This is a genomic window from Nocardioides sp. NPDC127514, from assembly GCF_040302125.1.
Taxonomy (GTDB): domain Bacteria; phylum Actinomycetota; class Actinomycetes; order Propionibacteriales; family Nocardioidaceae; genus Nocardioides.
The window spans coordinates 1-26,127 of sequence record NZ_JBEORF010000031.1 but is presented as its reverse complement, the minus strand read 5'-3'; the positions used below and the strand labels follow the sequence as shown (position 1 = coordinate 26,127).

Here is a 26,127-nt window from a genome sequence, read left to right as displayed (position 1 = left end):
CTCGATTGGCCACCAGTACCCCGATCTTGTCGATGTGATGCTCGGGGTTGTCAAACCGGGCGGTCCTCCACGGGCCTGCTATTCGAACGGATACGCCGGCTGAAACGCCGAAAAACCGGGGTTGCCCGAAGTCGGCTCATGGCATGTAGGCTTGTCTGCGTTGAAGGAGGCGTCCCCACGCGCTTCGCGGTTGCTCTCGGTGACCGTTCGTGCAGCACTTGGTCTTCCGCAGAAGCAGAAATCAGGACTCGTGGATTCAACGCCCAAAGGGCGGCACGGAGTCGCCCTGTGTACACAAGGATTAGATTCATGACTCAGGGAACCGTGAAGTGGTTCAACGGCGACAAGGGCTTCGGCTTCATCGCCCAGGACAACGGGGGCGACGACGTCTTCGTGCACTTCTCCGCGATCCAGACCCAGGGCTACAAGACCCTGGACGAGAACCAGCGCGTCGAGTTCGACGTCACCCAGGGCCCGAAGGGCCCGCAGGCCGAGAACGTCCGCCCGGTCTGACTCTGGCCCCGCTGACAACTCAGCAAGGCGGCCCCGCTCCTGCTTCGGCAGGGCGGGGCCGTCCCCCTTTTGCGGTCCTTGCCTACTCGGGAAGCCTGGTGACGTCGACCCAGCCCCGGGCCTCGCTGATCGTCTCCAGGTCGCCGAGGGTGAGTGCGATGGTCGTGTTGGCACTGCCCGCGGCCGGGTAGACCATGTCGAAGCGCTTCAGCGAGGCGTCGAGCCACACCTCGGCTGACGCCGGGTTGCCGAACGGGCAGACGCCACCGATCGCGTGGCCGGTCATCGGCTCCACGTCCTCGGCGGCGAGCATCCGCGCCTTGGTGCCGAAGTGGGCCCTGAACTTCGCGTTCGCGATCTTGGCGTCGCCGGCCGCGACGATGAGGATCGCGGCGGTCCGGTCCTCGGTGTAGAGGCTGATGGTCTTGGCGATCTCCGCCGGCGATACCCCGAGAGCGACCGCGGCGAGCTCGACGGTCGCCTTCGACTCGACCGACTCGATGATGTCTCCACCGCGTCCGAATCGGTCCAGGTGGGTGCGGGCCAGCTCGATCGACATGAACGCCACCCTAGCGGCGCGTCCCGCCGCCGAAGGAGTCGGCGACGGCGCGGTCGGTGAAGATCCGGTACTCCATCGGCGAGGGTGACCCGAACGGCGAGTCCGGCACCGTGCCGCAGACGATCACCAGGTTGCCGGCGCGGCGGCCCTTCATCGTCGCCGGCTCGACACCGACGACCATGTCGCCGAGGTCGCGGGCCGCGGCGATGAAGTCGCGCGCCTGAGGGAACGGCGCCCGGTCGACGAGGTTGGCGACGAAGACCCCGGAGGGGGCGAGCACGCGGCGTACGGCCTCCACGAAGGCGGCAGAGGTGAGCTCGTCCGGGGTGCGACCGCCGTCGAAGGCGTCGAGGATCACCAGGTCGGCGAAGCCGTCGCGTACGCTGCCGATGCCGCTCTTCCCGTCGACGGGACGCACCTTGATGCCGCTGCGCGGCGGGAGCGGCGCCTCGCTGCGTACGCGCTCGATGACCTCGACCGACGGCTCGAGCACGATCTGCGAGGAGCGTGGCCGGGTGGCGTGTACGTAGCGCGCCAGTGTCATCGCGGCACCGCCGATATGCAGAACTCGCACTGGCCCTGGAGGCAGTCGGTCGATAACATCCCCGATACGCCTCATGTAGTCGAACACGAGGCGGGTCGGATCCCCCAGATCGACCGCCGACTGCTGCATCGCGTCGAGCTCGAGCACATATACATCGTCGGCCATAGCGGAGATACCCTACCCCCCACATGGAAATGGGGGACCTGTTCCTCTACTGTGACCTGCGCGACAACGACACCATTGCCCGCTATGGATGCATCTCGGATACCCCTTGGGGCATCCACGCATGTTTCCAGATCTACTTCGCCGATCCCCCACACCCCGTCCGGCGAGGAACGAGAGGAAGTCAAAGCAGCGTGACAAGCATCGAAGAAGTCACGATCGGGGCGTTCAGCCAACCCCTGGTCGGGATGTCGTTCATCATCTCCGTACTCGGCTCATGGGTCGGTCTGACCTGTGCGACCCGCGCGCGCCGGCGCGGTGCGGGCACCGGCGCCTGGCTCTGGCTGTTCGGAGCGGCCGCCTCGATCGGCGGCGGCGCGATCTGGTCGATGCACTTCATCGGCATGCTCGCCTTCGACAGCCACGTGGCGTACGCCCTCGACGTCGGCACCACCCTCATCTCGCTCGCCGTCGCGATCATCGCGGCGATGGTCGGCATGCTGATCGCGACCGCCATGCGGGGCAACGCGGGCTACATCGTCGGTGGCCTGGTCACCGGAGCCGGCGTGTGCGCGATGCACTACACCGGCATGTACGCCATGGACATGAGCGCCAAGATGGTCTGGAAGCCGGCCGTGGTCGTGGCCTCGGTCGTCATCGCGCTGGTCGCCTCGGCGCTCGCGCTCTTCTTCGCCTTCAACGTCACCACGCGGCTGATGCGCGTGGGCGCTGCCGTCATCATGGGCATCGGCGTGTGCGTCATGCACTACACCGGCATGCTCGCTCTCGAGATCCACAGCTCCCCCGACGACAAGCTCGGGCACGTCAGCGGTGCCGACCCGGTCTACCTGGCGATGCCGATCTTCGCGATCTCGGCCGGCATGCTGATCGTGATCGGCTTCGCCACCATGTTCGCGGGCATCAACGACGATCTCGAAGACCCGTGGACCCCGGACCGGCGGCCGGTGACCTCCGACTCCGGCGCCCACGCGATGGTGCCGCAGCGGCCGGCCCTGGGGCAGTCCTTCTCCGGTCACGAGCCCGACCTGCTCCAGCAGCCGCGCCAGCCGCTGCAGCCGCTCCCGACGCGTCAGCCGGCCGCCTCCGGCAGCCCGCAGGCGAACCAGCCGGCGGGCGAGGGCATCGGCAGCATGTTCTCCCAGCGCCCGCAGAACCCGGGCCAGCGTCCGCAGCGTCCGACCCAGCTGCGCCCGCAGAACGGACGTTGGACGCCCCGGCCCTACGCTCAGCAGCCCTCCAACGGCTTCCCGGAGCGGCGGACGGACCTTTTCAACCCGCAGGGTGGACAGCCCGGCGAGGAGGCGACCAACGAGCCGCCGGCTCAGCCGCAGCCTCGGGCGCCGCGCAATCCGGGCTGGCTGCCGCCGCGCAACGACAACAACCTCTAGGCCGGCTGCAGCTGGGGGCTACTCCCAGAAGACGCGCTCGACCACACCGTGGGCGAGGCGGGTCATCCGCAGGTAGTCGTTGACCAGCTCGTCGGTCGCGCCCGCCGGATAGCCGAGGATGGCCGCGACGGCGTGCTGCTCGACGGGCCCTGCGGGCAGCGAGTCCGCCGGGCGGCCGCGCGCGAGCGTGACCGCGTTGCGGACCCGGCTGACCATCCGCCATGCCTCGATGAGCGTCTCGGCGTCGTCGGCCTCGATCAACGAGGCGTCACGGGCGGCCTGCAGCGCCTCGACGGTGCGCGGCGTGCGCAGCCCCGGGACGGCGTACGCATGCCGCATCTGCAGCAGCTGGACGGTCCACTCGATGTCGGCGAGCCCGCCACGGCCGAGCTTGAGATGGGTGTTGGGGTCGGCGCCGCGGGGCAGCCGCTCGTGGTCGACACGGCCCTTGATGCGGCGCACCTCGATGATGTCGTCCTCGCTCAGCCCACCCTCGGGGTAGCGCAGCGGGTCGATCATCTCAGTGAACGCCTCGCGCACCTGCGGGTCGCCGACGACGGCGTCAGCGCGCAGCAGCGCCTGCGACTCCCAGATGCCCGACCACTTCGCGTAGTAGGAGGCGTACGCCGGCAGGGTCCGCACCAGCGCGCCCTGCCGTCCCTCGGGGCGCAGGTCGGCGTCGATCTCCAGTGGCGGGTCGGCACCCGGCAGGGCGAGCAGCCGGCGTAGGTCGGCGATGACCTTGAGCGCGAACTGGGTCGCCTCGCCCGGGTCGGCCCCCTCGACGGGCTGGTGGACGAAGAGCACGTCGGCGTCGGAGGCGTAGGAGAGCTCGAATCCGCCGTAGCGGCCCATCGCGATGATGGCGATCCGGGTCGGCGGCCCGTCTATCCCGCGGCGGGAGACCTCCTCGGCCACGACCGTACGCAGCGAGGCCTCCAAGGTGGCGTCGGTCAGCCGGGACAGCGCAGCGCCGATGGTGTCGATCCCGGCCTCGCCGAGGAGCTCGGCGGCCGAGATCCGGAACAGCTCGCGGCGGCGGATCGCCCGGATGTGGCGTACGGCCTCCTCGGCGGAGGTGGTGGTGCGCCGGCGGGCGGCGCGGGCGACCATCTCGTCGGTCAGCGCCTCGGCGGAGAGCGGCGCGAGATCGTGGCCCAGGAGGCGCAGCGCCTCGGGCTCCCGCTCCAGCAGCGCCGTCGTGTAGCGCGAGGTGGACAGGATCGTGGCGAAGTGTTGCGCGACCAGGCCCTCGTCGCGCAAGGAGCGCAGATACCAGGGGGTGGCGCCGAGGGCGTCGGAGATCCGGCGGAACCCGAAGAGCCCGGCGTCGGGGTCGGAGCCCTCGGAGAGCCACTCCAGCATCACCGGCAGCAGCGCCCGCTGCAGCGCGGCCCGCCGGGAGACGCCCGTGGTGAGCGCCTCCAGGTGCCGCAGCGCCGCCTTGGGGTCGGCGTAGCCCAGCGCGGTCAGCCGCTCCTCGGCCGCCTTCGCGGAGAGGTGGGCCTGGCCGGACGGGATCCGGGCGACCGCGTCGAGGAGCGGCCGGTAGAAGAGCTTCTCGTGGAGGCGGCGTACCTCGATCCGCTGGTGGCCCCACTCCTTCTCCAGCCGCACCACCGGGTCGCGCAGGTAGCCGAGCGAGCGAGCCAGCCAGCGCAGCGACTCCTCGTCGTCGGGGACGACGTGGGTGCGTCGCAGCCGGTAGAGCTGGAGCCGGTGCTCCATCCGCCGCAGGAACGCGTAGGCCTCGTGCATGGCCTCGCCGTCCTCGCGCCCGACATAGCCGGAACGGGTCAGCGCCGCCAGGGCGGAGAGCGTGGTGGGCTGGCGGATGCCGGTGTCGGTGCGGCCGTGGACCAGCTGCAGCAGCTGCACGGCGAACTCCACGTCGCGCAGCCCGCCGGCGCCGAGCTTGAGCTCGCGGTCGGCCTCCCGGGACGGGATGTGGGCGATGACCCGGCGCCGCATCTTCTGGGTGTCGGAGACGAAGCCGTCGCGCTCGGCGGCCTTCCAGACGAACGGGTTGACGGCGTCGACGTAGGCCCGGCCCAGGGCGAGGTCGCCCGCGGCCGGACGGGCCTTGAGCAGCGCCTGGAACTCCCAGGTGCTCGCCCAGCGCTCGTAGTAGCCGACGTGGCCGGCGATCGTGCGGGAGAGGGCGCCCGCCTTGCCCTCGGGGCGCAGCGCGGCGTCGACGGGCCAGATGGTGCCTTCGCCGGTGTGGGCCGAGCAGACCTGGATCAGGTTGCTGGCGAGCTGGGTGGCCACTCGCAGCGAGACGTCGTCGCCGACTCCGTCGGCGGCCTCGTGGGCGAAGATCACGTCGACGTCGGAGACGTAGTTGAGCTCGTGGCCGCCGCACTTGCCCATCGCGACGACGGCCAGCCGGACCTTGTCGGCGTCCGCGCCCACCCGCGCGCGGGCGACCGCGAGCGCGGCGTCGAGGGTGGCGCAGGCCAGGTCGGAGAGCTCGGCGGCCACATCGTCGACCGGGAGCTGGTGGGCCAGGTCGCGGGCGGCCAGCCGGAGCAGCCAGCGGCGGTACTCCACCCGCAGCGCGTCGACCGCCTCCGCGTCCGGGACCGTGGCCACCGGGCACTCGTCACCGGGCTTCGCGCCGACGGCCTCGAGCAGCGAGGCCCGGAAGACGTACGCAGCGGGCCTGGTCGTGCCGAGGGTCGGGTCGGCCAGCTCACGCCAGTGATCGGGATGGCGGGCCAGGTGGTCGGTCAGCGCAGGCGAGGCCCCGAGCACCGAGACCAGCCGCATCGCGGTGCCCTCGTCGCCGGCGAGCTCCTCGACGAAGCCGTCACCCTGGGACTCGGCGAGCGTGACCAGACCGTCCAGCGCCGCGTCGGGGTCGGCCGCCTGGCCCAGGATCGCCAACAGCTCATGGGCGCCGGGGCCGAGATCTGCCAGATGGGCCAGGGCCGTGTCCGGGTCGTTGAAGCCGAGCCGGAGCAGCTCGCCCTTGCCTGGCAACGTCATGGCCCCGATTCTGTCACCTGGGTGACGTCACGCGCTCCAGGGCCTGGGGGTCGGGATGACCCCTCCCCGGGTGCCGCCGGGGGCGACGGCGGCACTGCGTTCACGGACCAGGCGAGCGAACCCGAAGGCCAGCGGCTGCCAGGTCTTGATCAGCTCCTTCTCGGCGAAGGTGGCCGTCGCGACCACGTCGTCGACGCTGCGTCCGATCTGCTCGAGCTCCTCGACCGACTCCTCGGCCCAGACCGCAACCGCGGCGGCGTCGACCTCGGGGTGGAACTGCACGCCCCACACGGTCGGGGCGAACCGCGCCGCCTGGACCTGTCCGTCGATCGAGCTGGCCAGCTGGACGGTGCCCTCGGGCAGCCGGCCGACGACGTCGCGGTGCCAGTGCATCGCGCGGTCGTCACCCGCCAGCAGGCGCATCAGCGGGTCGAAGAGCACCTCGGGCTCCCAGGTCACCTGGTGTACGCCCACGGTGAGCCCGAACGGGCTGCGCTCCACGGTGCCACCGAGCGCCATCGCGGCCAGCTGGTGGCCCAGGCAGATCCCGAGCGTCGGGATACCGGCCTCGGCGGCCTGCGCGATCCGCTCGCGGGTGACCTGGAGCCAGGGGTGCTCGTCGTCGGAGTCGGCGTCCATCGAGCCACCCATCACGAGCAGCCCCGAGTAGGAGGCATCCAGCGACGAGAGCGGCGGGATCGGCTCGGCGTACGCCCGACAGACGTCGACACACATGCCCGCCTCAGCCAGCCAATGACCGAACAACGCCGGCGGCACTGTCTCCTCGTGCTGGATCACAAGCACTCGGGGAAGACTCAACGACATCACTCCCACTCTCCCGTTCGATCCAGTGTGGCAGCACCGGATCGGAAGTGTGGAATCGGGCTTGAGTTTCCCTGACAACCAGTTTGCGGACTCAGATGACCGGCAGCATCCGGGAGCGCTCGTAGGCGGTCACCTGCTCGCGGTAGGCGGCCCACTCGGCGCGCTTGTTGCGCAGGAAGAAGTCGAAGACGTGCTCGCCCAGGGTCTCGGCGAGGAGCTCGGAGTCCTCGGCCATCCCGATCGCCTCGTCGAGATTCTCCGGCAGCGGGTCGATGCCGAGACTCTTGCGCTCGCGCTCGGTCAGCGCCCACACGTCGTCCTCGGCCTCGCGCGGCAGCTCGTAGCCCTCCTCGATGCCCTTCATGCCCGCCGCCAGGATCACGGCGAAGGCCAGGTAGGGGTTGCAGGCGGCGTCGAGGCTCCTGACCTCGATGCGGGTCGACTGGCCCTTGAGCGGCTTGTACATCGGCACCCGGACCAGCGCCGAGCGGTTGTTGTGGCCCCAGGCGACGTGAGCCGGCGCCTCTCCCCCGCCGATCAGGCGCTTGTAGGAGTTGACCCACTGGTTGGTCACCGCGGTGATCTCGCCGGCGTGGCGGAGCACGCCGCCGATGAAGCTGCGACCGGTCTTGGAGAGCTGGTATTCGGCGCCTGGCTCGTAGAACGCGTTGGCGTCGCCCTCGAACAGGCTCAGGTGGGTGTGCATGCCCGAGCCCGGGTGATCGGTGAACGGCTTGGGCATGAAGCTCGCCCAGATGCCCTGGCTCAGCGCCACCTCGCGGATCACCGTACGGAAGGTCATGATGTTGTCGGCGGTGCTCAGCGCGTCGGCGTAGCGCAGGTCGATCTCGTTCTGGCCCGGCCCGCCCTCGTGGTGGCTGTATTCGACGCTGATGCCCATGGCCTCCAGCATCGTGATCGCCTCACGCCGGAAGTCGGCGCCCATCGACTGCGCGGTGTGGTCGAAGTAGCCGCTGGAGTCGACCGGAGTCGGCTCGCTGCCGTCGCGCGGGTTGTCCTTGAAGAGGTAGAACTCGATCTCGGGGTGCGTGTAGAAGGTGAAGCCCTTCTCCGCGGCGTTGGACAGGGTGCGCTTGAGCACGTAGCGGGGGTCGGCGTAGGACGGCGAGCCGTCGGGCATCACGATGTCGCAGAACATCCGGCCCGTGGCCGGGCCGTCCTGGCGCCACGGCAGGATCTGGAAGGTGCTCGGATCCGGCAGGGCCAGCATGTCGGCCTCGGTCACCCGCGCGAACCCCTCGATCGCGCTGCCGTCGAAGCCGATGCCCTCCGCAAAAGCGCTCTCGAGCTCGGCCGGCGCCACCGCGACCGACTTCAGATAGCCGAGCACGTCGGTGAACCACAGCCGCACGAAACGTACGTCCCGCTCTTCGAGTGCCCGGAGCACGAAGTCCTGTTGCTTGCCCATGCGTGAACACTAACGGTCCGACGTTACGGGCGGGATCTCCGCGCCACGGTCAGCGGCCGGGACCTCTGAAGATCGAGATCACCAGCGCCACCCCGAACCCCGCCAGGGCGGCTCCGAGGATCGACCAGGCGGTGCTCGTGCCGCCTCCGCCGAGATAGCCCATGCCGGTCAGCGCCAGCGCTCCGCCGGCCAGGAGAAGCACGGCGGCCACCAGGAGCCCAAGAGCCTTACCCACAGTCATGACACCGCAATCTAGGTGATGACCAGGGCGAGGGTCACCAGCGAGGTCATCCAGGAGACGAAGCTGCCGACCAGGAAATATTCGGTCACGTCGTTGATGCTCGGCCCCTCGTGCTCGCCGCGGAACGACTGCAGCTCCGGCCAGCGGATCAGGCCCTTGGCCGCGACCACCAGGCCGGCGGCGGCCAGGTTGCCGGTGAGACCGAGCCCGAAGATCGTCAGCCGCTCGAGCGGGCCCAGGAGCCGGCCGCCCTTGAGGTTGTTGCCGTCGACGCCGTCGAGCGGGTTGGCCACCTTGGCGACGTCGAGGACGAGCTGCACCACGACGTTGCCGGTCGAGACCTGGACCAGCAGGCCACCGAAGACGAGCAGCACGGCCTCAGGGCGCGCCGCCTCGACCCAGACCCAGGGCGCGTGCTCGGCCCACGCGGCGACCGGTCCGCCGACCTCGCCGGCCACCGGGGCCAGCAGGATCCCGACGAAGATCGCCCCGCCGAGCAGCACCAGCGGGATCCCCGGGCGGGGGTTTTTGTCCACGCCCTGGGGCGGATGGGCCAGGAATCCCCACAGCACGGTGAGCCCGGCGATCACGATCACGGCCGCCAGGTCACCTCCGAAGAGGGCCGAGAGCAGGCCGAAGGCGATCACCGCGGCGGCCCCGATCGCCTCGGGGACCCAGCGGATCCGCTTGAACGGGTCGATGATCGAGTGGGCGAAGTCGACCGTCCCGACCCCGATCAGCAGCAGCGCTATCCAGCTCATGCCGCGCTCACCGGACCTTCCCCAACAGCTCGTCGGCGCGCACGATCACGGCGATGCCGTCGCGGCGGACACGCTGGGAGACCGCGGAGGGGGTGATGTCGAGCTCGGCGGCGATGGCCTTCTGAGGCATGGCGGAGAGCATGCCAGAAAGCACCGACACCGAGGACCGGTCCAGACGAGAAAAGAGCTCGTCGCGCGAGACCAGAGCGGCGTTGACCGCGGCCGGGTCCGGCCCGCCCGCGTCCTCCGCCGGCTGATACCAGGTCCGTACGCTGCGGGAGGCCGCCTTGTTCTCGGCGTTCTCCGCTGTCTCGATCGCCGCCCGCGCGGCCCACCACCCCGGTCCGTCCTCGACCCGGGGGTCGTCGCTGAGCACCCGTGTCGCGCCCCAGCTGATGCCGTGGCGCACGCCGACCACGGGGTCGAGCGCGATCCGCAGCCGGAACGTGGCCTGGATCGCAGCCCCGACGGTCTCGAAGGCTCCCTGGTACTCGTCGCCGACCGTGATCCGGAGCGGGGTGACCGGCTGCCACGTCTCGTTGATCTCCGCGACGGCCTCGGCGAACGCCGCGTGGACCTGCGCACGGTCGTTCTTGGTACGAGAGCCCACGAGGTCGCCGATCACGGTCGCCACAGAAGCCATGTGAAGATCATACCTTCATTCTGGCAAGATGAAGCTATTTGCTTTATTCGCTTCGGCTGAAGCCATCTCCTTCAGCGCGAGGCCGCAGGCATGATCCCTACTCCACGGGAACCCGGGCCTCGATCTCGGCGAGCCAGGCGGCCGGGGAGCCATCCGAGGGCATCCGCCAGTCACCGCGGGGCGACATGGTGCCGCCGTTGGAGACCTTGGGACCGTTGGGCAGCGCCGAGCGCTTGAACTGGTTGGCGAAGAAGCGCTTCACGAAGACCTCGAGCCAGGCGCGGATCTCCTTCATCTCGTACGCCGTCCGCTTCCCCTCCGGGAACCCCGGGGGCCACTCGCCGGCCTCGACGTCGTGCCAGGCGTTCCACGCCAGGAAGGCGATCTTCGAGGGCGTGAAGCCGTTGCGCACGGTGTGGAAGAGGGTGAAGTCCTGCAGGGCGTACGGCCCGATCTTCTGCTCCGTCGACTGCAGCACCTCCCCCGGCACGAGCTCGGGCGAGATCTCCTGGTCGAGGATCTCCTGGAGCACCTCGTCGGCGGCTCCGTCGAACTGCTCGGTGGTGATCACCCAGCGGATCAGGTGCTGGATCAGGGTCTTCGGCACGCCGGCGTTGACGTTGTAGTGCGACATCTGGTCGCCGACGCCGTAGGTCGCCCAGCCGAGCGCGAGCTCGGAGAGGTCGCCGGTGCCGAGGACGATGCCGCCGCGCTGGTTGGCGATGCGGAAGAGGAAGTCCGTACGCAGCCCCGCCTGGACGTTCTCGAAGGTGACGTCGTAGACCGGCTCGCCGTCACCGGCGGGATGGCCGATCTCCTTGAGCATCTGGGTGGCCGTCGGGCGGATGTCGAGCGTCTCGTAGGTCGTCCCGAGCGCCTCCATCAGCTTGATCGCGTTGGACTTGGTGTCGTCCGAGGTCGCGAAGCCGGGCATCGTGAACGCCAGGATGTCGCTCGCCGGCCGGCCGAGCCGCTCCATCGCCTTGACGGCGACGATCAGCGCATGGGTGGAGTCGAGTCCGCCGGAGACGCCGATGACGATCTTCGTGTCCGGGCCGATCGACTGCAGCCGCTTCTCGAGCCCGGAGACCTGGATGTTGTAGGCCTCGTAGCACTCCAGCGCGAGCTTCTCCGGGTCGTCGGGGACGAACGGGAACCGGTCGACCTTGCGCCTCAGACCGTCACCGGTCAGCGGCGGGCTCAGCTCGAACTCGATCTCGGAGTGGAAGGTGCCCTCGGCGCGGCGGTTGTCGTCGAAGGTGCCCTGCCGGATCCGCTCGGCGCGGATCCGCTCCAGGTCGACGTCGACCACGGTGCGCCGCGGTCCGTCCGGGAACCGCTCGGTCTCCCCCAGTAGGTCGCCGAGCTCGTACGCCATCGTCTGCCCGTCCCAGGACAGGTCGGTCGTCGACTCGCCCTGGCCGGCGGCGGTGTAGACGTACGCCGCCATGCACCGCGCGCTCGCCGACTGCACCAGGAGCCGGCGCGCGTCGGAGCGGCCGACGGTGATCGGGCTGGCGGAGAGGTTGAGCAGCACGGTCGCGCCGGCCAGCGCCGCCTTGGCGCTCGGCGGCACCGGAACCCACATGTCCTCGCAGACCTCGACGTGGAAGACGAGATCCTTGACGTCGGTGCAGCGGAAGAGCAGCTCGTTGCTGAGCGGCACCTCCTCGCCGCCGAGCATGATGGTGCCGTCGGCGCCGTCGCCCGTGCCGTACCACCGTTTCTCGTAGAACTCGCGGTAGGTCGGCAGGTAGGTCTTGGGCACCACGCCGAGCACCTCGCCGCCGTGGATCACGACCGCCGTGTTCAGCACCCGGTCGCCGTGGCGCAGCGGGGCGCCGACGACGATCACCGACAGCAGCTCCTCGGAGGCCACCACGATCGCGCTGATCGCGGCATGCACGGCATCGAGCAGCGTCCGCTGCAGGACGAGGTCGTCGATCGAGTAGCCGCTCAGGCAGAGCTCGGGGAAGACCGCCACCGCGACCCCCTCGTCAGAGCACTCGCGGGCCTGCGCGATCACCTCGCGCGCGTTGGCGGCCGGGTCGGCGACGGAGATCGGGATGGTGCACGCCGCGACCCGTGCGAAACCATGGGAGTAGGCGGAGTAGAAGTCCACACCCGGGAGTCTAGGCGCTACCCCAGCCACCCGATGCCCGCCGCCGACCGCGTACGACCTCAGGACAGGTCGCGGATGCGGATGTTCCGGTAGGAGACCACGTCCGGGGCGCTGCCGTGCGCCTGGACCCCGACGTGACCGGTCAGCCCGCGGCTGCTGGAGTCGGGGTCGTTCGGACGGCCGGGGAACGGCAGCCCGGGCAGGTTCTCGAACTCGTTGATCACGACGCCGTTGCGGATCACGGTGTAGTGCTGCCCGACGACACGGATCTCGAGGTCGTTCCAGGTGCCCTTCGGGGTCGGTCGCGCCTGCGCCAGGGTGAGGTCGGCGAAGCCGTAGATCGACCCGGTCTTGCGGGGGTCGTTGCCGCCACCCTCCGGCGAGTCGTTGATCTGGATCTCGTGGCCACAGTTGACCGCGATCCAGGAGAGGTTCCCGGTCTCGCTGCCGTTGAACGTGGTCGGGCACCCCTCGACCGGACCCCAGAGCTCCGGGAAGCGCACCTGGACGCCGCTGTTTCCGCGGGCCGTCCCGGGTGCGTCGTCGCGGAACTGCAACCGCAACGAGAAGTCGCCGTACTCGCGTGCCGGGTACCACAGGGTTCCGAACCCACCACCCGCGCCGGCACGGCTGCGGATGGTGCCGTCGGGCACCAGGTCGAACCCGCCGTCGCCGGCGTAGGCCCAGTCCTCGAAGGAGTCGGCCGAGCCGTCGAAGAGCCAGTCGTACCCCTCGACCTTCCCCACCTGCGAGCGGGCGGCAGCGGACTGCAGCCGGCTGGCCTCGGCACGCGTCACCTCACCGGCGACGACCAGACCGGCGGCGACACTGCGGACGTGCATCACGAAGGCCCCGTGAGTCGGCCACGTCCGCTCGTCGTCGATGACGTCGTTGATGGTGCAGCCGGAGCGCAGCGTGCTGTTGGCGACGCCGCTGTCGAGATCGAGGAAGACCACGCTCGAGCGGGCATCGGGCGCCGGGCAGGTTGCGGTCGTCGTGGGCGTCTCAGCAGGAGTGGCGGAGGCGGCTCCGACCGCACCGCCCAGACACAGAGCGGTGATCCCGAGGACGGCCGACCCGACGGCGAGCCGGGTCCGATTGCAGCGTGAGGGGAGGAAGTGGGACATCGAGACTCCGAACGTCAGGACGCCGAACGAGATGTGATGCGCGTCACGCTGGATGCTAGTGTCGGCCGCCGCCGACTTTCAACCACTTCCGGGCGACTTTCGCAAACAATCTTCGAAAGAAGGATTAGTCTGCCGCGCGCTCCATCACGATCTCCTCGGGACCGCCGTCGATGGGACTCTGCACCTTCTCGGTCTCGACGAACCCGACGCGCTCGTAGACGCCGTGGGCGCGGTCGTTGCCGACGAGGTGGGTGAGGCGTACGGGCAGGTCGCCGGCGCGGGCGATCACCTCGCTCAGCAGCGCGCTGCCGGCGCCGGAGCCCTGGGAGTCGGGCAGGACGTACAGCTTCCAGAGCATCAGGTGGTCCTCGAAGACCGAGTAGGAGGCCATCGCCACGACCTGGTCGTCCACCTCGGCGACGAGGACGGTGCCGGCCCTGATCCCGGGGAGCACTGCGTCCGGGGCCCACCACTTGGCGATGCCCTCCTCGACGTACGCCTCGCCGGTGATCGGCGGGTACGTCGCCCGCCACGTCGTCACGCCGACGTGGATCACCGCGTCGAGGTCCTCCGCCGTCGCCTCTCGCACCCGCATGGACGCGACGATAACCAGGAGCGCCGGGGCTGTCGTTCGGTTTAGCTCGGACCGTGCTGATTCGACGTGAACGTCCCGAGGACGTGGCCGACATCCGTGCGGTCACCGCCGCCGCCTTCTCCGGTGTGGAGCATTCCGCGCCGCCGATCGAGCCCGACGGTGCGCCCGGCGAGGCGACGCTGGTCGGTTGGCTGCGCGAGGATCCGGGCTGGATCCCGGAGCTCTCGCTGGTCGCCGAGGCCGACGGCGAGATCGTCGGCCACGCCGTGGCCACCCGTGGCACGCTCGCCGGCCGGCCCTCACTCGGCCTCGGCCCGGTCAGCGTCTCCCCCGCCCGCCAGCGCGACGGCGTCGGCTCGGCCCTCATGCACGCCATCCTCGGTGCCGCCGACGCGATGGGCGAGCCGGTCGTCGTCCTCCTCGGCTCCCCCGACTACTACGGCCGCTTCGGCTTCGTCCCTGCCTCCTCGCTCGGGATCGAAGCACCCGAGCCCGCCTGGGGCGACTACTTCCAGGCACGGCCGCTCGCGGCGTACGACCCGGACCTGCGAGGCCGTTTCAGCTACGCCGCCCCGTTCGACCGGCTGTGACCACCACCACAGCGCGTACGGCTTCATCTGGACCTACGCTGGGAGTAGTCCGTGGACTCCATCAGGGAGCTGCGAGATGACACCAGAAAGGCTCGATGATGAGCACGAACCCCTCTGCTGAGGAGACCGCCCCGTACGGGACCGGAGCTGCTGGGAACACGCCGGCCAAGCCCGTACGCAAGGTGCGCACGCATCATCTTCGCGAGATGAAGCAGCGTGGCGACAAGATCACGATGCTGACCTCCTACGACATGTACACCGCCCAGATCTTCGACGAGGCCGGGGTCGACCTGCTGCTCGTCGGTGACTCGGCCTCCAACAACGTCCTCGGCAACGAGACGTCGCTTCCGGTGACCGTGGACGAGCTGCTGCCGCTGACCCGCGCGGTCTCGCGCAGCGTGAAGCGGGCGATGGTCGTCGGCGACCTGCCCTTCGGCTCCTACCAGGCCTCGCCCGAGCAGGGTTACCTGACCGCGGTGCGGTTCATGAAGGAGGCCGGCGCGCACTGCGTGAAGCTCGAGGGCGGCGCCGAGATGGCCCCGGTGATCAAGAAGCTGACCGAGGGCGGCATCCCGGTCATCGCCCACATCGGGTTCACCCCGCAGTCCGAGCACGTGCTCGGCGGCTACCGCGTCCAGGGCCGCGGCGACACCTCCGACCGGATCATCGACGACGCCAAGGCCGTCCAGGAGGCCGGAGCGTTCGCGGTCGTCATGGAGATGGTCCCCGGTGAGGTCGCCGCGCAGATCTCCAAGGAGCTCGACATCCCGACCATCGGCATCGGTGCCGGGCCCGACTGCGACGGCCAGGTGCTGGTCTGGCAGGACGCCTTCGGCATGCGCAGCGGCAAGATGGCCCGCTTCGTGAAGCAGTACGCCGACGTGAAGTCGGTCCTGTCCGAGGGCGCCGAGGCGTACATCTCGGACGTCAAGGGCTCGACCTTCCCCGGCCCCGAGCACACCTTCTGAGGTTCCACGTTTGAGAAGTGGTCAATTTGGGCCGTCCGCCGGCTCCGTGCCGGGCCCAAATTGACCACTTCTCGGATCTTGCTCCCACAGCGATCCACGCCACAGGGCGTACCAGGCGTCCAGGCGGGTCGGATCGTAGGTCCGGCCGAGCGCCGCGTCGGCCTCTCGCAGGATCATCGCGGCGCGGAAGCGGACGTCCGGCGCCACGTAGCCGTGGCGTACGTAGCCCGCCTCCGCGAGGCGCGAGTCCCGGCGGCGGTCGCGGGCATACTGGCCACGGTCGCGATGCACGGCTCCGTCGTACTCCTGCAGTGTCCTGGTCCCGGTGATCAGCAGGTCGGCCCGCGCCACGAAGCGACCAGCGTCGTCGAACAGCTCGACCTGAGGCTGCACCGGCACCTCGCACGCCTCGTGCAGCATCCGGAGCAACGACTCCCACGGAGACTCCGACCGGCCGTCGGCCAGAGCGAGCGCCTCGCGCAACCGGGGCCCGCCCCTCCGACTTCGCGCCACTTCCTCGAGATCGTCGCGGGTGCAACCCTGCTCATGCAGCACGCCGTCGACGAGCACGACCAGATCCAACAGACCGAGGCGGGTCGCCGCGGCGAGCACGGTCTCGGCGACAGTCGCGATCCGTACGCCGTCGATCCCGTGGCTGTGCGGGGGAAGCCGGTGGCGGGTGGCGTCCACCTGGGGCCGTCGCACCCGCACCCCGCTCGGGATGGAGATCTCGATGGGACGGTCCGGAGCCAGCGGCGGCAGCCAGAGCTCGTACGCTTCCGCCGCGGTCAGCCCGGTGAAGACCGTGCCGTCCGGCAACTGCTCCGCCCAGGCCCTCATCCGGGCCCAGACCGGAGCCTCCTCACCGACGTCGCGCGCGAGCCGGACCCCGGACCCCAGACCCACCCAGCGGCCGCTGCGCCTGCGCGGCGGCCGGCGTGGCACTGACTTCTCCATGTGCCCACGCTGCGACGAAGTCAGGCGCGGCGCCACCGCATTCGGCCCACTCTGTGGAGAACGGCTATACGCGTCGCGCCCTGGCGGCCGCCAGCCCGACGAGGCGGGCGACCACCATGGCGACGTAGAAGACCCCCGCGATCTGCTCGAGCATCACCATCGAACGTGCGTTGGGGAGCACGGGAACGATGTCGGAGAGGCCGACCGAGGTCAGCGTGGTAAACGATAGGTAGAGCAGGTCGAACCACTGCCGGTGGTCGCCGAACGAGCCGGGCCAGATCACCTGGATAGCCGCGTACAGATAGGCGAAGGCCCAGGCGACCACGGTGAACGCGGCACCGGTCGCGAAGAGCTCGTCGCGGGTCACCACGTCGTCGTGGAAGAGGTAGCGGATCATCGCGTAGGAGACGAACAGGTAGAACGGGACGTGGAAGAAGGCAGAGGTCAGCACGACCCAGCCCTCGTTCGGCGCGACCGACTCCCACACCGCGAAGATCGTCGCCGGGCCGCCGAAGATGATGGCCGCCCACGAGAAGGCTGGGGTCATACGCACCGCCGCGACCGCTGCCAGCAGGAGCAGCAGCTGCAGCACACCGAGCGCCGCGCGGCCGGCGGTCGAGCTGTCGAGGAAGGGGTAGGCCAGGATCGCCACCACCTGTCCGAGCAGGAGTACGGCGGAAGGGTGTTCGCGCATCGCCCTGATCACGTTCATCACAACCGCCCACCCTAGAGCCCACCCGACCAGTACCGTCGGCACCATGCGCGCTGCCATCGCCCTCGCCTCCGTGATCACTCTCGGGCTCTCGACCGCCGCATGCGCCGGGGACTCCTCTCCGGCTTCCACTCCCCCACCGCTGAACCCGTCGGGCTCGCCGAGCGCCTCCGCGAGAGCCTCCGCATCGGACCCGGCGGCTGTGCTGCCGACGTCCGACCGGGTCCCGGAGCTCGATGTCGAGGTGGTCAACGACGAGCTCGACCATCCCTGGGACGTGGCCGACATCGGCGAGGACCGGTTCCTGGTCACCGAGCGCGACCGGGCGGTCCTGTCGCTGATCGACGGCGGCGAGCGGCGCGAGATCACGCTCGCGGACAACGACATCTGGGTCTCCGGTGAGACCGGGCTGATGGGCCTCGAGGTCGACCCCGGCTTCGCCGAGAACCGGCGCATCTACACCTGCCAGGGTTGGAACGGTGGTGAGGACGTACGCGTCATCTCCTGGACCCTCGACGCCGGGCTGACCAGGGCCACCCAGGAGCGGACCCTGATCGACGGCTTCCCGACCAGCTCGGGGCGCCATGGTGGCTGCCGGCTGCTGATCAGCGCCGACGGTGCGCTGTGGGTCGGCACCGGCGATGCCGCCAACGAGGAGAACCCGCGCAGCCTCGACTCCCTGGGCGGCAAGACGCTCCGGCTCGACCCGCAGACCGGCAAGCCGTGGCCCGGCAACCCGTGGGCGGGCGACGAGGGGCCGCGACGATTCATCACGAGCTTCGGCCACCGCAACGTGCAGGGTCTGGCAGAGCGAGCAGACGGCACGATCTGGTCGATGGAGCACGGCCCCGACCGTGACGACGAGGTCAACGAGATCACCCTCGGCGGCGACTACGGCTGGAACCCCGGCGCGGGCTACGACGAGTCGGTGCCGATGACCGACCAGGACCTGCCCGGAGAGCAGGTCGAGGCGGCCTGGGAGTCCGGCAACCCGACCGTCGCCACCGGCGGTGGCACCTTCATCCCGGTCCAGGAGCGGTGGGGCGCCTACGGCGGGGCGCTGGCGGTCGCCGTGCTCAAGGACCAGGAGCTGCGGATCATCTCCTTCGACGAGTCCGGGAAGCTCACCGACGACCGTTCACCCGAGGTCATGCACGACTACGGTCGGCTGCGTACGGTCTCGCTGGCCGCCGACGGCGACCTGCTGATCACCACCGACAACGGCGGCGAGGACGTGCTGCTCCGGGTGACCCCACGCTGAGGACCACCCGAAGCTGAGGATCACTTGTCCTCGGTGCCCGCGTCGCCTTCCCAGGCCTTGTCTTCCTTCTCCCAGCGCTCGTTGTTCTCCTGAACGTGCTCCAGCGCACGGGAGGCCTCGGCGTGGGAGGCGTAGGGACCGAGGCGGTCCTTGGCCTTGCAGCCCTGGTACGGCTCGACGGTCTTGTGCTTGAGGCAGTAGTAGTACTCGCCCGCGTGCTCGTCGCTCATGTGGCCAACTTACCGTTGTGCGAGATGTTCGCGTGGGCAACAGCGCTGTTACACGGATTTCAGTAGGTTGCCCCCATGAGCCAGATGTTCGACGCCTACGAGACGCGGGATCCGGCCTATGACGAGATGTTCGTCGGCAGCGAGCTGCGCCCTCCCTATCAACGGCTCGGCGACTCGCTGCGGCGGCTCAGTGCGGCCGAGCTGATCAGCCGGGTCGAGGCGATGCAGGCCAGCTATCTCGACCAGGGCGTCACCTTCGACATCGGCGGAGAGGAGCGGGCCTTCCCGCTCGACATCGTGCCGCGGGTCATCGAGCGGGACACCTGGGCGACGATCGACAAGGGCGTCCAGCAGCGGGTCAAGGCGCTGGAACTGTTCCTCGCCGACATCTACGACGAGGGCAATGTCTTCGACGACGGCGTGATCCCCCGCGAGGTGATCACCACCTCCAGCCACTACCACCGCGCTGCCGCCGGGGTGCATCCGCCCAACGGCGTACGCATCCAGGTCTCGGGCATCGACCTGGTCCGGGACAACAACGGCGAGTTCCGCGTGCTGGAGGACAACGTGCGGGTCCCGTCGGGTGTCTCGTACGTCATGACCAACCGTCGCGCGATCTCGGCCGCGCTCCCGGAGACGATCGCCGAGCACCGGATCCGGCCGGTGGCCAACTATCCGCAGAAGCTCCTCGCGGCGCTGCGCGCGGCCGCTCCCGCCGGCGTCGCCGACCCGACCGTGGTCGTCCTGACGCCGGGCGTCTACAACGGCGCCTACTTCGAGCACGCGCTGCTGGCCCGCACGATGGGGGTCGAGCTCGTCGAGGGGCGCGACCTGGTCTGCCGCAACGGGCAGGTGCTGATGCGTACGACCAAGGGGCTGGCCCCGGTGCACGTCATCTACCGGCGCATCGACGACGAGTTCCTCGATCCGGTGCACTTCCGGCCCGACTCGATGCTCGGCTGCGTCGGGCTGATCGACGCCGCCCGGATGGGCAACGTGACGCTGGCGAACGCGGTCGGCAACGGGGTCGCCGACGACAAGCTCGTCTACACCTACATGCCCGACATCATCCGCTACTACCTCGGCGAGGACCCGGTGATCCGCAACGTCGACACCTGGCGGATGGGCGACGCGTCCTCGCGCGAGGAGGTCCTCGACCGGCTCGGCGAGCTCGTGCTCAAGCCCGTCGACGGCTCGGGCGGCAAGGGGATCGTGATCGGACCGGCAGCGTCGGCACGCGAGCTGGACGTGCTGCGCGGCAAGATCCTGGACGATCCCCGCTCCTGGATCGCGCAGCCGGTGGTGCAGCTCTCGACGGTTCCGACCTTCACCGATGGCGATCTCGGGGCGCGGCATGTGGACCTGAGGCCGTTCGCGGTCAATGATGGCGACAAGGTCTGGGTTCTTCCCGGTGGCCTGACTCGGGTGGCGCTCGCAGAGGGCGAGCTGATCGTGAACAGCTCCCGTGGCGGCGGCTCGAAGGACACCTGGGTGCTCGCCGGACCGACGTCCTCTCGGCCACACAGCCGGAGTCAGTCTCAAACGCAGGGGGTTGCGTGATGCTGAGTCGCATCGCCGAGTCGATGTTCTGGATCGGGCGCTATGTGGAGCGTGCCGAGGACACCGCGCGCATCCTCGACGTACAGACCCAGCACATCCTCGAGGACGCCGCCACCGACGAGGAGACCGCCTGCCGCTCGCTGCTCGCGGTGATGGGCATCGAGCTCTCCGAGGAGGAGAAGGTCGGGCTGCCGCAGATGCTGGACATGCTCGCGTACGACACCACCGCACCGACCTCGATGGCCTACGCGCTCGGCGCGGCCAGGGAGTCGGCGCGTGGCGCCCGGGAGACGCTCTCGGTGCCGTTGTGGGAGGCGCTCAACACCACCTACCGGGCGATCCCGGCCGGCCAGTTCAAGCACATGCGGGCCCCGTTCATCTTCGGCTGGGTGCGCGACCGGGTCGCCCAGATCAACGGCACCGCCGACGCCACGATGATGCGCGACGAGTCCTGGCAGTTCCTGATGCTCGGGCGCTACGTCGAGCGCGCCGACATGACGTCGCGGCTGGTCGCGACCACCTCGTTGACGAGCGCCGGCGGCGCGTCGCAGTGGAACTCGACGCTGCGCGCCTGTGGGGCGTACGACGCGTTCCTGCGGGTCAACAAGGGGGTCGAGACCGAGCAGGCGGCCGCCGAGTTCCTGCTGCTGGACCGGATCTTCCCGCGCTCGGTGGTGCACGCGCTGCAGCGGGCCGAGCTGGCCCTGGACACGCTGGAAGGGACGACCCGCCGCGCCGGCTTCACCGACGAGGCCCACCGGCTGATCGGCCGGATGCGGGCCTCGCTGGAGTATCGCTCGCTCCACGATCTGCTGGCGGACCTGCCCGCCGAGATGGAGCGGCTCCAGGTCACCTGCGCCGAGGCCACCGAGGCGGTCACCAAGCGCTACTTCGCCGGCGCCGAGGCGCTGGCCTGGCAGCCGGTCTGAGGAGTCTGATCGAGATGAGCATGCAGTTCCGCATCGTGCACACCACGACGTTCGCCTACGACGGGCCGGCGGTCGCCTCCTACAACCAGGCACGGCTGACTCCCCTGACCACGCCCGACCAGATCGTGGTCCACCACCGGATCGACGTCTCACCCAAGCCGTGGACGTATGAGTACAAGGACTACTTCGGCAACGAGGTCACCGCGATCGAGGTGCTCGAGGCGCACCGTCGGCTGAAGGTCTCCGCGACCAGCACCGTCCACGTCGACCGGAAGCCCGGGGCGGCGCCGGTGCTCACCTGGGAGGAGGCCGGTCGGCCTGAGGTCGCCGACAGGTACGTCGAGTTCCTGGGCCTGCCCGAGCTGGTGACACCTTCTGAGCCACTGGCGGGAGTCGCCAAGTCGATCGCGGCCGACGCCGGTTTCCCGGGCGAGGCCGCGTTGGCGATCGCGCAGGCGATCGCCGACGAATCCCGCGCCACTGGCCACCCGGCCATCGATTCCGCCCACCAGCTGCTGGGGGCGCTGCGTACGGTCGGGATCCCGGCGCGCTACGTCTCCGGCTACGTCTACCCCGGCGGCGCGCACTCCTGGGTGGAGTGGTGGGACAACGGCTGGCACGGGGTCGATCCGATGACCGGCACCGAGCCCGGCGACGCGTACGTCGGTGTGGCCACGGGCCGTGACCACACCGACGTCAAGCCGCTGGGCGGGATCTACTCGGGCCCCGAGAAGCCGGTCGTCGAGGTCACCGTCGAGATGACCCGGCTCGCCTAGCCTCGCTCAGAGCGTGCTCTCCGCCGCGAGGCCGTTGATCACCTTCGCCAGCGCGATGTCACGGCTGGTGACGCCACCGGCGTCGTGGCTGGTGAGCCGGATCTCGACGTACGGGTAGCGCAGGTCGATGTCGGGATGGTGGTTGGCCTCCTCGGCCTTCGCCCCGATCGCGTTGACCAGCGCGAGACCGGTGATGAAGTCACCGGTCTCCACGCGGGCGACGATGCTGTCGGCCTCGCCGCTGGTGTCGAAGGTCCAGCCGTCGAGCTGCTCCTGGGCGACCTGCTCGGCGGTGAGGGTCGTGGTGTCAGGTTCCATGCCTCCACCCTGCCATCGCCGTGGGCGACGCGCCACGCCGGTCACCCCTCGCGCTGCGCGAGCCGGTTGCGTACGCGGTAGACGGCTGCGTGATGGTCGTAGTCGTCGCTCATCACGGCCGCCAGGCGCAGCGGGCCGAGCGCGTCCTCGAGCCGGTCCTGGCGCTCCAGGACGCGACCCAGCGAGTGCTGGCTCCAGGCGTCGCTGGGATCGCGCTCGACGAGCCAGCGCAGCTCCGCCTCGGCCCTGGCGAGCTGGGCCCGCAGCATGTAGGCCCAGGCCCGCATGCTGCGCAGCCCGAAGTTGTCGGGGTCGTCGGCCAGCGCCGGCTCCAGGATCTCCAGCGCCTCCGCCGGGAAGCGCCGCGAGAGCAGGTCGTGGGCCGTCCGGTAGGCCACCTCGTGGGCGCTCTGGCCCGGGAAGACCACAGCCGGGGCTACGTACTCGAACTCTTCGTTCTCCGTCATCACACCCTCCGAACGTGATACCCCCAGATGGTATTCCATCCACACCTGCACGGGAGCACCATGGTGACGGTGAGGAGGTGAACGCGCATGCACGCATCAGTAGGTGACCACCTCGTCGTGGCGGGCCAGCACGTCGGGGACCACGTTCGGGAGGCCGAGATCATCGAGGTCAGCCACCCCGACGGCAGCCCGCCCTACCTCGTACGCTGGAGCGACAGCGACCACGAGTCGCTCGTCTTCCCCGGTCCGGATGCCCACATCGAGCCCGCCTCACACTAGACTTTTGTGCGGACGGGCTGGCCGGGCGATCGCGTCGTAGAGATACGTCGAGGAAAGTCCGGGCTCCACAGGACAGGGTGGTGGCTAACGGCCACCCGGGGTGACCCGCGGGACAGTGCCACAGAGAACAGACCGCCGCTACCCTCCAGGTAGCGGTAAGGGTGAAACGGTGGGGTAAGAGCCCACCAGTCCTCGTGGTGACACGAGGAGCTAGGTAAACCCCACCCGGAGCAAGACCAGACAGCGTACGTTCGAGGGCGGTCCGCCCGAGTGCGCGGGTAGGTTGCTAGAGGCCATCGGCAACGATGGTCCGAGATGGATGGTCGCCGACTACAGAACCCGGCTTACAGGCCAGCCCGTCCGCTTCATCGGCCTGATCCGGTGTCACTGATCGAGGTTGCGGACGGCGATGCCCTCCAGCGCCCTCTTCACGGCCTTCTCCACGGCAGAGGCGGGTACGCCGGCCGGAACGACGAGCATCCCGATCGAGGCCTCGCTCTCGTCGGCGAAGGTGCGATGGACGGCGGCCAGGGCCTGCTCGATCTCCCGCTGAGGGTCGGTGCACTCTCGCCGGAGCCATCGGCGAAGCACGCGGTTGTGTGCCGCGACGACTGCCGCGGCCGTCATCTCGGCACGGAGCTCCGCCTCTGGTGAGGCGTCGGCCCAGTGGCTCAGGTAGCGACGGAAGAGGCGCTGGTAGCGGGCACCGCTCACCAGCTCACGCTCACGGAGGGCCGGCACGGTGGAGGTCAGCCCGTAGCGCTCCCGCGCACGCTCGCCCTCCGCGACGTAGTGGAACAGCACGATCTTGACCGCGTCCGTGACGGCGGCGAGGCCGGCGTCTGCGGGCGAGGAACGGAGCCGCTCCTCGACCCGGCCGAGAATCTCATCGTGGTCGGGGAAGATCACCGCTTCCTTGGACCCGAAGGAGCGGAAGAAGGTGCTGCGGCTGACGCCGGCCTCGGACGCGATGTCGTCGACAGAGGTGGCCGCGTACCCCTGGATCCCGAACAGGCGGAACGCCGCGTCCGAGATCTCGTCACGCGCTGCTGCCATCACTCTCCCTTTTGGAACGATCCCTGGACATCATGCCGTATGACACTTAGTCTCACTCATTGACACTGAAGTTCACAAGGAGTCCCGTTGAGCGCCGAGCCCACCACCGCACCCGATTCCTCGGGCGCCGAGATCGATCTGCACACGACTGCCGGGAAGCTGGCCGAGCTGGAGCGTCGTCTTGACGAGGCTGTCCATGCTGGTTCGGCCAAGGCGGTGGAGAAGCAGCATGCCAAGGGTCGTCAGACCGCCCGGGAGCGGATCGAGATGCTGCTCGATGAGGGCTCCTTCCAGGAGGTCGATGAGCTGGCCCGGCACCGGTCGACCGCGTTCGGGCTGGAGAAGAACCGCCCGTTCGGGGATGGGGTGGTGACCGGGTACGGCACCATCGACGGCCGTCAGGTGTGTGTGTTCTCCCAGGACTTCACCGTCTTCGGTGGGTCGCTGGGTGAGGTCTACGGCGAGAAGATCACCAAGATCATGGACCTGGCCATCAAGACCGGGTCCCCGCTGATCGGGATCAACGAGGGCGCCGGCGCCCGCATCCAAGAAGGCGTGGTGTCCCTGGGCCTGTACGGGGAGATCTTCAAACGCAACGTCCACGCCTCGGGGGTGATCCCGCAGATCAGCCTGATCATGGGCAACTGCGCCGGCGGGCACGTCTACTCCCCCGCGGTCACCGACTTCACCATCATGGTCGACAAGACCTCCGGCATGTTCATCACCGGCCCCGACGTGATCAAGACCGTCACCGGCGAGGACATCACCATGGAAGAGCTCGGCGGCGCCCTGGCCCACAACTCCAAGTCCGGGGTGGCCCACTACATGGGCGCCGATGAGGCCGACGCCATCGACTACGTCAAAGCGTTGTTGTCCTACCTGCCGTCGAACAACATGGAGGAACCGCCCGCGTTCGAGGAGGTCGCTGATCTGGAGATCTCTGATCTGGATCGGGAGCTGGACACCTTCATCCCCGATGGCGGGAACCAGCCCTACGACATGCACGAGGTCATCTCCCATGTTGTCGATGATGAGGAGTTCCTCGAGGTCCAGCCGCTGTGGGCACCCAACATCATCATCGGCTACGCCCGCATCGAGGGCCGCCCGGTCGGGATCGTGGCCAACCAGCCGATGCAGTTCGCCGGCTGCCTCGACATCGACGCCTCCGAGAAGGCCGCCCGGTTCGTGCGTACCTGCGACGCCTTCAACGTCCCCGTGATCACCTTCGTCGACGTACCCGGGTTCCTGCCCGGCACCGACCAAGAACACAACGGCATCATCCGCCGCGGCGCCAAACTGATCTACGCCTACGCCGAGGCCACCGTCCCCCTGGTCACCATCATCACCCGCAAGGCCTACGGCGGCGCCTATGACGTGATGGGCTCCAAACACCTCGGCGCCGACATCAACCTGGCCTGGCCCACCGCCCAGATCGCGGTCATGGGCGCCCAAGGCGCCGCCAACATCATCCACCGCCGCACCCTGGCCGCCCTGGAAGCCTCCGGCGTGGGCACCGACGAGGTCGAAGCCAAACGTGCCGAACTCATCGATGAGTACGAGACCACCCTGGCCAACCCCTACATCGCCGCCGAACGCGGCTACATCGACGCGGTCATCCCACCCCACGAGACCCGCGCCGAGGTCACCCGCGCCCTGCGCCTGCTCCGCACCAAGCGCGAGACCCTGCCCGCGAAGAAGCACGGGAACATCCCGCTGTGACCGCGCCGGAGGACCCGACGACCGAACAGAAGGCCGAGCAGAAGGCCGAGCAGAAGCCCCTGCTCAAGGTCATCGACCAGAACGCCACCCCCGAAGAGGTGGCCGCGATCGTGGCCGTCTTCGCCGCCCTGGGCTCGACCGAGGCCCCGAAGAAGAAGCCCCGCTCCCTGTGGGCCACCCCGCAGCTGCGTACCCCCATCCACCCCGGCCCCGGCGCCTGGCGCGCCAGCGCTCTTCCGAACTGAACACCGTAGAAAGCAGAACACCGTGCCTGAACTGACAAAGGTTTTGATCGCCAACCGCGGTGAGATCGCGGTTCGAGTGATCCGTGCATGCAAGGACGCCGGGATCGGGTCGGTCGCGATCTATGCCGACCCGGACCGT

29 protein-coding genes and 1 other RNA gene are annotated in these 26,127 nt (G+C 69.4%); 13 read left to right on the top strand and 17 right to left on the bottom strand.

The window, feature by feature from the left end; translation table 11 throughout:
- Positions 1-309: 309 nt before the first annotated feature.
- Positions 310-513 carry a cold-shock protein gene (locus tag ABTX24_RS22875; RefSeq protein WP_008357755.1) on the top strand — a complete coding sequence of 68 codons (204 nt, stop codon included), beginning with the start codon at positions 310-312 and terminating at the stop codon, positions 511-513.
- An 82-nt stretch (positions 514-595) separates the two neighbouring features.
- Here ABTX24_RS22875 and ABTX24_RS22870 read toward each other — a convergent pair whose 3' ends face one another.
- Together ABTX24_RS22870 and ABTX24_RS22865 are read right to left on the bottom strand one after the other, a co-directional pair.
- Positions 596-1,072, bottom strand: coding sequence for a YbaK/EbsC family protein (locus tag ABTX24_RS22870; protein ID WP_350842822.1), 477 nt, complete (start codon positions 1,070-1,072; stop codon positions 596-598).
- 10 nt (positions 1,073-1,082) lie between these two features.
- Positions 1,083-1,781, bottom strand: coding sequence for a spermidine synthase (locus ABTX24_RS22865; RefSeq protein ID WP_350842820.1), 699 nt, complete (start codon positions 1,779-1,781; stop codon positions 1,083-1,085).
- Between the two features lie 191 nt (positions 1,782-1,972).
- On the opposite strand from ABTX24_RS22865, the gene ABTX24_RS22860 reads away from it, so the two are divergent.
- Positions 1,973-3,187, top strand: a complete 1,215-nt coding sequence (locus ABTX24_RS22860) for an MHYT domain-containing protein (protein WP_350842818.1) — start codon at positions 1,973-1,975, stop codon at positions 3,185-3,187.
- 18 nt (positions 3,188-3,205) lie between these two features.
- On the opposite strand, the gene ABTX24_RS22855 is transcribed toward ABTX24_RS22860, so the two are convergent.
- From ABTX24_RS22855 to ABTX24_RS22815, 9 genes are all read right to left on the bottom strand, one after another.
- Positions 3,206-6,178: a bifunctional [glutamine synthetase] adenylyltransferase/[glutamine synthetase]-adenylyl-L-tyrosine phosphorylase gene (locus tag ABTX24_RS22855; protein ID WP_350842814.1), complete on the bottom strand. Its 2,973-nt coding sequence runs from the start codon at positions 6,176-6,178 to the stop codon at positions 3,206-3,208.
- A gap of 27 nt (positions 6,179-6,205) precedes the next feature.
- Positions 6,206-6,982 carry a type 1 glutamine amidotransferase gene (locus ABTX24_RS22850; protein ID WP_350716106.1) on the bottom strand — a complete coding sequence of 259 codons (777 nt, stop codon included), beginning with the start codon at positions 6,980-6,982 and terminating at the stop codon, positions 6,206-6,208.
- 112 nt (positions 6,983-7,094) lie between these two features.
- Positions 7,095-8,432, bottom strand: a complete 1,338-nt coding sequence (gene glnA / locus ABTX24_RS22845; RefSeq protein WP_160022154.1) for a type I glutamate--ammonia ligase — start codon at positions 8,430-8,432, stop codon at positions 7,095-7,097.
- A gap of 49 nt (positions 8,433-8,481) precedes the next feature.
- Positions 8,482-8,673, bottom strand: coding sequence for a hypothetical protein (locus ABTX24_RS22840; protein ID WP_141805306.1), 192 nt, complete (start codon positions 8,671-8,673; stop codon positions 8,482-8,484).
- An 11-nt stretch (positions 8,674-8,684) separates the two neighbouring features.
- Complete coding sequence (locus ABTX24_RS22835) at positions 8,685-9,434, bottom strand: hypothetical protein (protein WP_350842812.1); 750 nt, start codon at positions 9,432-9,434, stop codon at positions 8,685-8,687.
- Positions 9,435-9,441: 7 nt separating this feature from the next.
- The gene (locus tag ABTX24_RS22830) at positions 9,442-10,077 is read right to left on the bottom strand and encodes a SatD family protein (protein ID WP_350842811.1); all 636 of its coding nucleotides are present in this window, start codon (positions 10,075-10,077) and stop codon (positions 9,442-9,444) included.
- A 97-nt stretch (positions 10,078-10,174) separates the two neighbouring features.
- Positions 10,175-12,199: an NAD(+) synthase gene (locus ABTX24_RS22825; protein ID WP_350842809.1), complete on the bottom strand. Its 2,025-nt coding sequence runs from the start codon at positions 12,197-12,199 to the stop codon at positions 10,175-10,177.
- A gap of 59 nt (positions 12,200-12,258) precedes the next feature.
- Positions 12,259-13,326, bottom strand: coding sequence for a 3-keto-disaccharide hydrolase (locus ABTX24_RS22820; protein WP_350842807.1), 1,068 nt, complete (start codon positions 13,324-13,326; stop codon positions 12,259-12,261).
- A 124-nt stretch (positions 13,327-13,450) separates the two neighbouring features.
- Positions 13,451-13,921 (bottom strand): GNAT family N-acetyltransferase, encoded by a 471-nt coding sequence (locus ABTX24_RS22815; protein WP_350842805.1) that lies wholly within the window; start codon positions 13,919-13,921, stop codon positions 13,451-13,453.
- Between the two features lie 53 nt (positions 13,922-13,974).
- On the opposite strand from ABTX24_RS22815, the gene ABTX24_RS22810 reads away from it, so the two are divergent.
- Together ABTX24_RS22810 and panB are read left to right on the top strand one after the other, a co-directional pair.
- On the top strand, positions 13,975-14,511 hold the full coding sequence (locus tag ABTX24_RS22810) for a GNAT family N-acetyltransferase (RefSeq protein ID WP_350842803.1): 537 nt from the start codon (positions 13,975-13,977) through the stop codon (positions 14,509-14,511).
- Positions 14,512-14,606: 95 nt separating this feature from the next.
- Entirely contained in the window at positions 14,607-15,479 is an 873-nt protein-coding gene (panB, locus tag ABTX24_RS22805) for a 3-methyl-2-oxobutanoate hydroxymethyltransferase (protein ID WP_160022140.1), read from the top strand.
- A 21-nt stretch (positions 15,480-15,500) separates the two neighbouring features.
- Here the strand turns inward: panB and ABTX24_RS22800 are convergent, their stop codons facing one another.
- On the bottom strand, positions 15,501-16,436 hold the full coding sequence (locus tag ABTX24_RS22800) for a putative endonuclease domain-containing protein (protein WP_160022138.1): 936 nt from the start codon (positions 16,434-16,436) through the stop codon (positions 15,501-15,503).
- A gap of 64 nt (positions 16,437-16,500) precedes the next feature.
- Positions 16,501-17,148, bottom strand: a complete 648-nt coding sequence (locus ABTX24_RS22795) for an ion channel (protein ID WP_160022136.1) — start codon at positions 17,146-17,148, stop codon at positions 16,501-16,503.
- A gap of 46 nt (positions 17,149-17,194) precedes the next feature.
- Here ABTX24_RS22795 and ABTX24_RS22790 point away from each other — a divergent pair, with 46 nt between their 5' ends.
- On the top strand, positions 17,195-18,409 hold the full coding sequence (locus ABTX24_RS22790) for a PQQ-dependent sugar dehydrogenase (RefSeq protein WP_160022134.1): 1,215 nt from the start codon (positions 17,195-17,197) through the stop codon (positions 18,407-18,409).
- 20 nt (positions 18,410-18,429) lie between these two features.
- On the opposite strand, the gene ABTX24_RS22785 is transcribed toward ABTX24_RS22790, so the two are convergent.
- Positions 18,430-18,639 (bottom strand): hypothetical protein, encoded by a 210-nt coding sequence (locus tag ABTX24_RS22785; RefSeq protein WP_160022132.1) that lies wholly within the window; start codon positions 18,637-18,639, stop codon positions 18,430-18,432.
- A 75-nt stretch (positions 18,640-18,714) separates the two neighbouring features.
- Here ABTX24_RS22785 and ABTX24_RS22780 point away from each other — a divergent pair, with 75 nt between their 5' ends.
- From ABTX24_RS22780 to ABTX24_RS22770, 3 genes are read left to right on the top strand one after another with little or no spacing between them, the layout of a single operon-like run.
- A complete protein-coding gene (locus tag ABTX24_RS22780) occupies positions 18,715-20,199 on the top strand; it encodes a circularly permuted type 2 ATP-grasp protein (RefSeq protein WP_350842801.1) in 1,485 nt (494 codons plus the stop codon).
- On the top strand, positions 20,199-21,128 hold the full coding sequence (locus ABTX24_RS22775) for an alpha-E domain-containing protein (protein ID WP_160022128.1): 930 nt from the start codon (positions 20,199-20,201) through the stop codon (positions 21,126-21,128). The genes ABTX24_RS22780 and ABTX24_RS22775 overlap by 1 nt, the downstream gene beginning before the upstream one ends.
- A 14-nt stretch (positions 21,129-21,142) precedes the next feature.
- Positions 21,143-21,904 carry a transglutaminase family protein gene (locus tag ABTX24_RS22770; protein ID WP_350842799.1) on the top strand — a complete coding sequence of 254 codons (762 nt, stop codon included), beginning with the start codon at positions 21,143-21,145 and terminating at the stop codon, positions 21,902-21,904.
- 6 nt (positions 21,905-21,910) lie between these two features.
- On the opposite strand, the gene ABTX24_RS22765 is transcribed toward ABTX24_RS22770, so the two are convergent.
- On the bottom strand, positions 21,911-22,222 hold the full coding sequence (locus ABTX24_RS22765; protein ID WP_091053215.1) for a 4a-hydroxytetrahydrobiopterin dehydratase: 312 nt from the start codon (positions 22,220-22,222) through the stop codon (positions 21,911-21,913).
- A 41-nt stretch (positions 22,223-22,263) separates the two neighbouring features.
- Positions 22,264-22,689 (bottom strand): tetratricopeptide repeat protein, encoded by a 426-nt coding sequence (locus tag ABTX24_RS22760; protein WP_350842797.1) that lies wholly within the window; start codon positions 22,687-22,689, stop codon positions 22,264-22,266.
- An 87-nt stretch (positions 22,690-22,776) separates the two neighbouring features.
- On the opposite strand from ABTX24_RS22760, the gene ABTX24_RS22755 reads away from it, so the two are divergent.
- Together ABTX24_RS22755 and rnpB are read left to right on the top strand one after the other, a co-directional pair.
- Positions 22,777-22,968 (top strand): DUF1918 domain-containing protein, encoded by a 192-nt coding sequence (locus ABTX24_RS22755; protein WP_141794223.1) that lies wholly within the window; start codon positions 22,777-22,779, stop codon positions 22,966-22,968.
- Positions 22,969-22,981: 13 nt separating this feature from the next.
- An RNA gene (gene rnpB / locus ABTX24_RS22750) (RNase P RNA component class A) lies at positions 22,982-23,331 on the top strand.
- Between the two features lie 21 nt (positions 23,332-23,352).
- Here rnpB and ABTX24_RS22745 read toward each other — a convergent pair.
- Positions 23,353-24,024: a TetR/AcrR family transcriptional regulator gene (locus ABTX24_RS22745; RefSeq protein WP_160022120.1), complete on the bottom strand. Its 672-nt coding sequence runs from the start codon at positions 24,022-24,024 to the stop codon at positions 23,353-23,355.
- Between the two features lie 87 nt (positions 24,025-24,111).
- Between ABTX24_RS22745 and ABTX24_RS22740 the strand changes: the two genes are divergently transcribed.
- From ABTX24_RS22740 to ABTX24_RS22730, 3 genes are all read left to right on the top strand, one after another.
- Positions 24,112-25,743 (top strand): acyl-CoA carboxylase subunit beta, encoded by a 1,632-nt coding sequence (locus tag ABTX24_RS22740; RefSeq protein WP_350842795.1) that lies wholly within the window; start codon positions 24,112-24,114, stop codon positions 25,741-25,743.
- Entirely contained in the window at positions 25,740-25,988 is a 249-nt protein-coding gene (locus tag ABTX24_RS22735) for an acyl-CoA carboxylase epsilon subunit (RefSeq protein ID WP_160022116.1), read from the top strand. The genes ABTX24_RS22740 and ABTX24_RS22735 overlap by 4 nt, the downstream gene beginning before the upstream one ends.
- A 22-nt stretch (positions 25,989-26,010) precedes the next feature.
- Positions 26,011-26,127: biotin carboxylase N-terminal domain-containing protein (locus ABTX24_RS22730; RefSeq protein ID WP_350842933.1), on the top strand; the 117-nt coding region annotated here is incomplete at its 3' end.

Excerpts from the sequence above, each read along its gene's own strand:
- ABTX24_RS22780 (WP_350842801.1), top strand. The coding sequence starts at position 18,715 with ATGAGCCAGATGTTCGACGCCTACGAGACGCGGGATCCGGCCTATGAC.
- ABTX24_RS22875 (WP_008357755.1), top strand. The coding sequence starts at position 310 with ATGACTCAGGGAACCGTGAAGTGGTTCAACGGCGACAAGGGCTTCGGC.
- ABTX24_RS22765 (WP_091053215.1), bottom strand. The coding sequence starts at position 22,222 with ATGGAACCTGACACCACGACCCTCACCGCCGAGCAGGTCGCCCAGGAG.
- ABTX24_RS22870 (WP_350842822.1), bottom strand. The coding sequence starts at position 1,072 with ATGTCGATCGAGCTGGCCCGCACCCACCTGGACCGATTCGGACGCGGT.
- ABTX24_RS22760 (WP_350842797.1), bottom strand. The coding sequence starts at position 22,689 with ATGACGGAGAACGAAGAGTTCGAGTACGTAGCCCCGGCTGTGGTCTTC.
- ABTX24_RS22745 (WP_160022120.1), bottom strand. The coding sequence starts at position 24,024 with ATGGCAGCAGCGCGTGACGAGATCTCGGACGCGGCGTTCCGCCTGTTC.
- ABTX24_RS22820 (WP_350842807.1), bottom strand. The coding sequence starts at position 13,326 with ATGTCCCACTTCCTCCCCTCACGCTGCAATCGGACCCGGCTCGCCGTC.
- ABTX24_RS22785 (WP_160022132.1), bottom strand. The coding sequence starts at position 18,639 with ATGAGCGACGAGCACGCGGGCGAGTACTACTACTGCCTCAAGCACAAG.
- ABTX24_RS22790 (WP_160022134.1), top strand. The coding sequence starts at position 17,195 with ATGCGCGCTGCCATCGCCCTCGCCTCCGTGATCACTCTCGGGCTCTCG.
- ABTX24_RS22775 (WP_160022128.1), top strand. The coding sequence starts at position 20,199 with ATGCTGAGTCGCATCGCCGAGTCGATGTTCTGGATCGGGCGCTATGTG.
- ABTX24_RS22840 (WP_141805306.1), bottom strand. The coding sequence starts at position 8,673 with ATGACTGTGGGTAAGGCTCTTGGGCTCCTGGTGGCCGCCGTGCTTCTC.
- ABTX24_RS22815 (WP_350842805.1), bottom strand. The coding sequence starts at position 13,921 with ATGCGGGTGCGAGAGGCGACGGCGGAGGACCTCGACGCGGTGATCCAC.
- ABTX24_RS22855 (WP_350842814.1), bottom strand. The coding sequence starts at position 6,178 with ATGACGTTGCCAGGCAAGGGCGAGCTGCTCCGGCTCGGCTTCAACGAC.
- ABTX24_RS22835 (WP_350842812.1), bottom strand. The coding sequence starts at position 9,434 with ATGAGCTGGATAGCGCTGCTGCTGATCGGGGTCGGGACGGTCGACTTC.
- ABTX24_RS22770 (WP_350842799.1), top strand. The coding sequence starts at position 21,143 with ATGAGCATGCAGTTCCGCATCGTGCACACCACGACGTTCGCCTACGAC.
- ABTX24_RS22755 (WP_141794223.1), top strand. The coding sequence starts at position 22,777 with ATGCACGCATCAGTAGGTGACCACCTCGTCGTGGCGGGCCAGCACGTC.
- panB (WP_160022140.1), top strand. The coding sequence starts at position 14,607 with ATGATGAGCACGAACCCCTCTGCTGAGGAGACCGCCCCGTACGGGACC.
- ABTX24_RS22800 (WP_160022138.1), bottom strand. The coding sequence starts at position 16,436 with ATGGAGAAGTCAGTGCCACGCCGGCCGCCGCGCAGGCGCAGCGGCCGC.
- ABTX24_RS22865 (WP_350842820.1), bottom strand. The coding sequence starts at position 1,781 with ATGGCCGACGATGTATATGTGCTCGAGCTCGACGCGATGCAGCAGTCG.
- ABTX24_RS22830 (WP_350842811.1), bottom strand. The coding sequence starts at position 10,077 with ATGGCTTCTGTGGCGACCGTGATCGGCGACCTCGTGGGCTCTCGTACC.
- glnA (WP_160022154.1), bottom strand. The coding sequence starts at position 8,432 with ATGGGCAAGCAACAGGACTTCGTGCTCCGGGCACTCGAAGAGCGGGAC.
- ABTX24_RS22795 (WP_160022136.1), bottom strand. The coding sequence starts at position 17,148 with ATGAACGTGATCAGGGCGATGCGCGAACACCCTTCCGCCGTACTCCTG.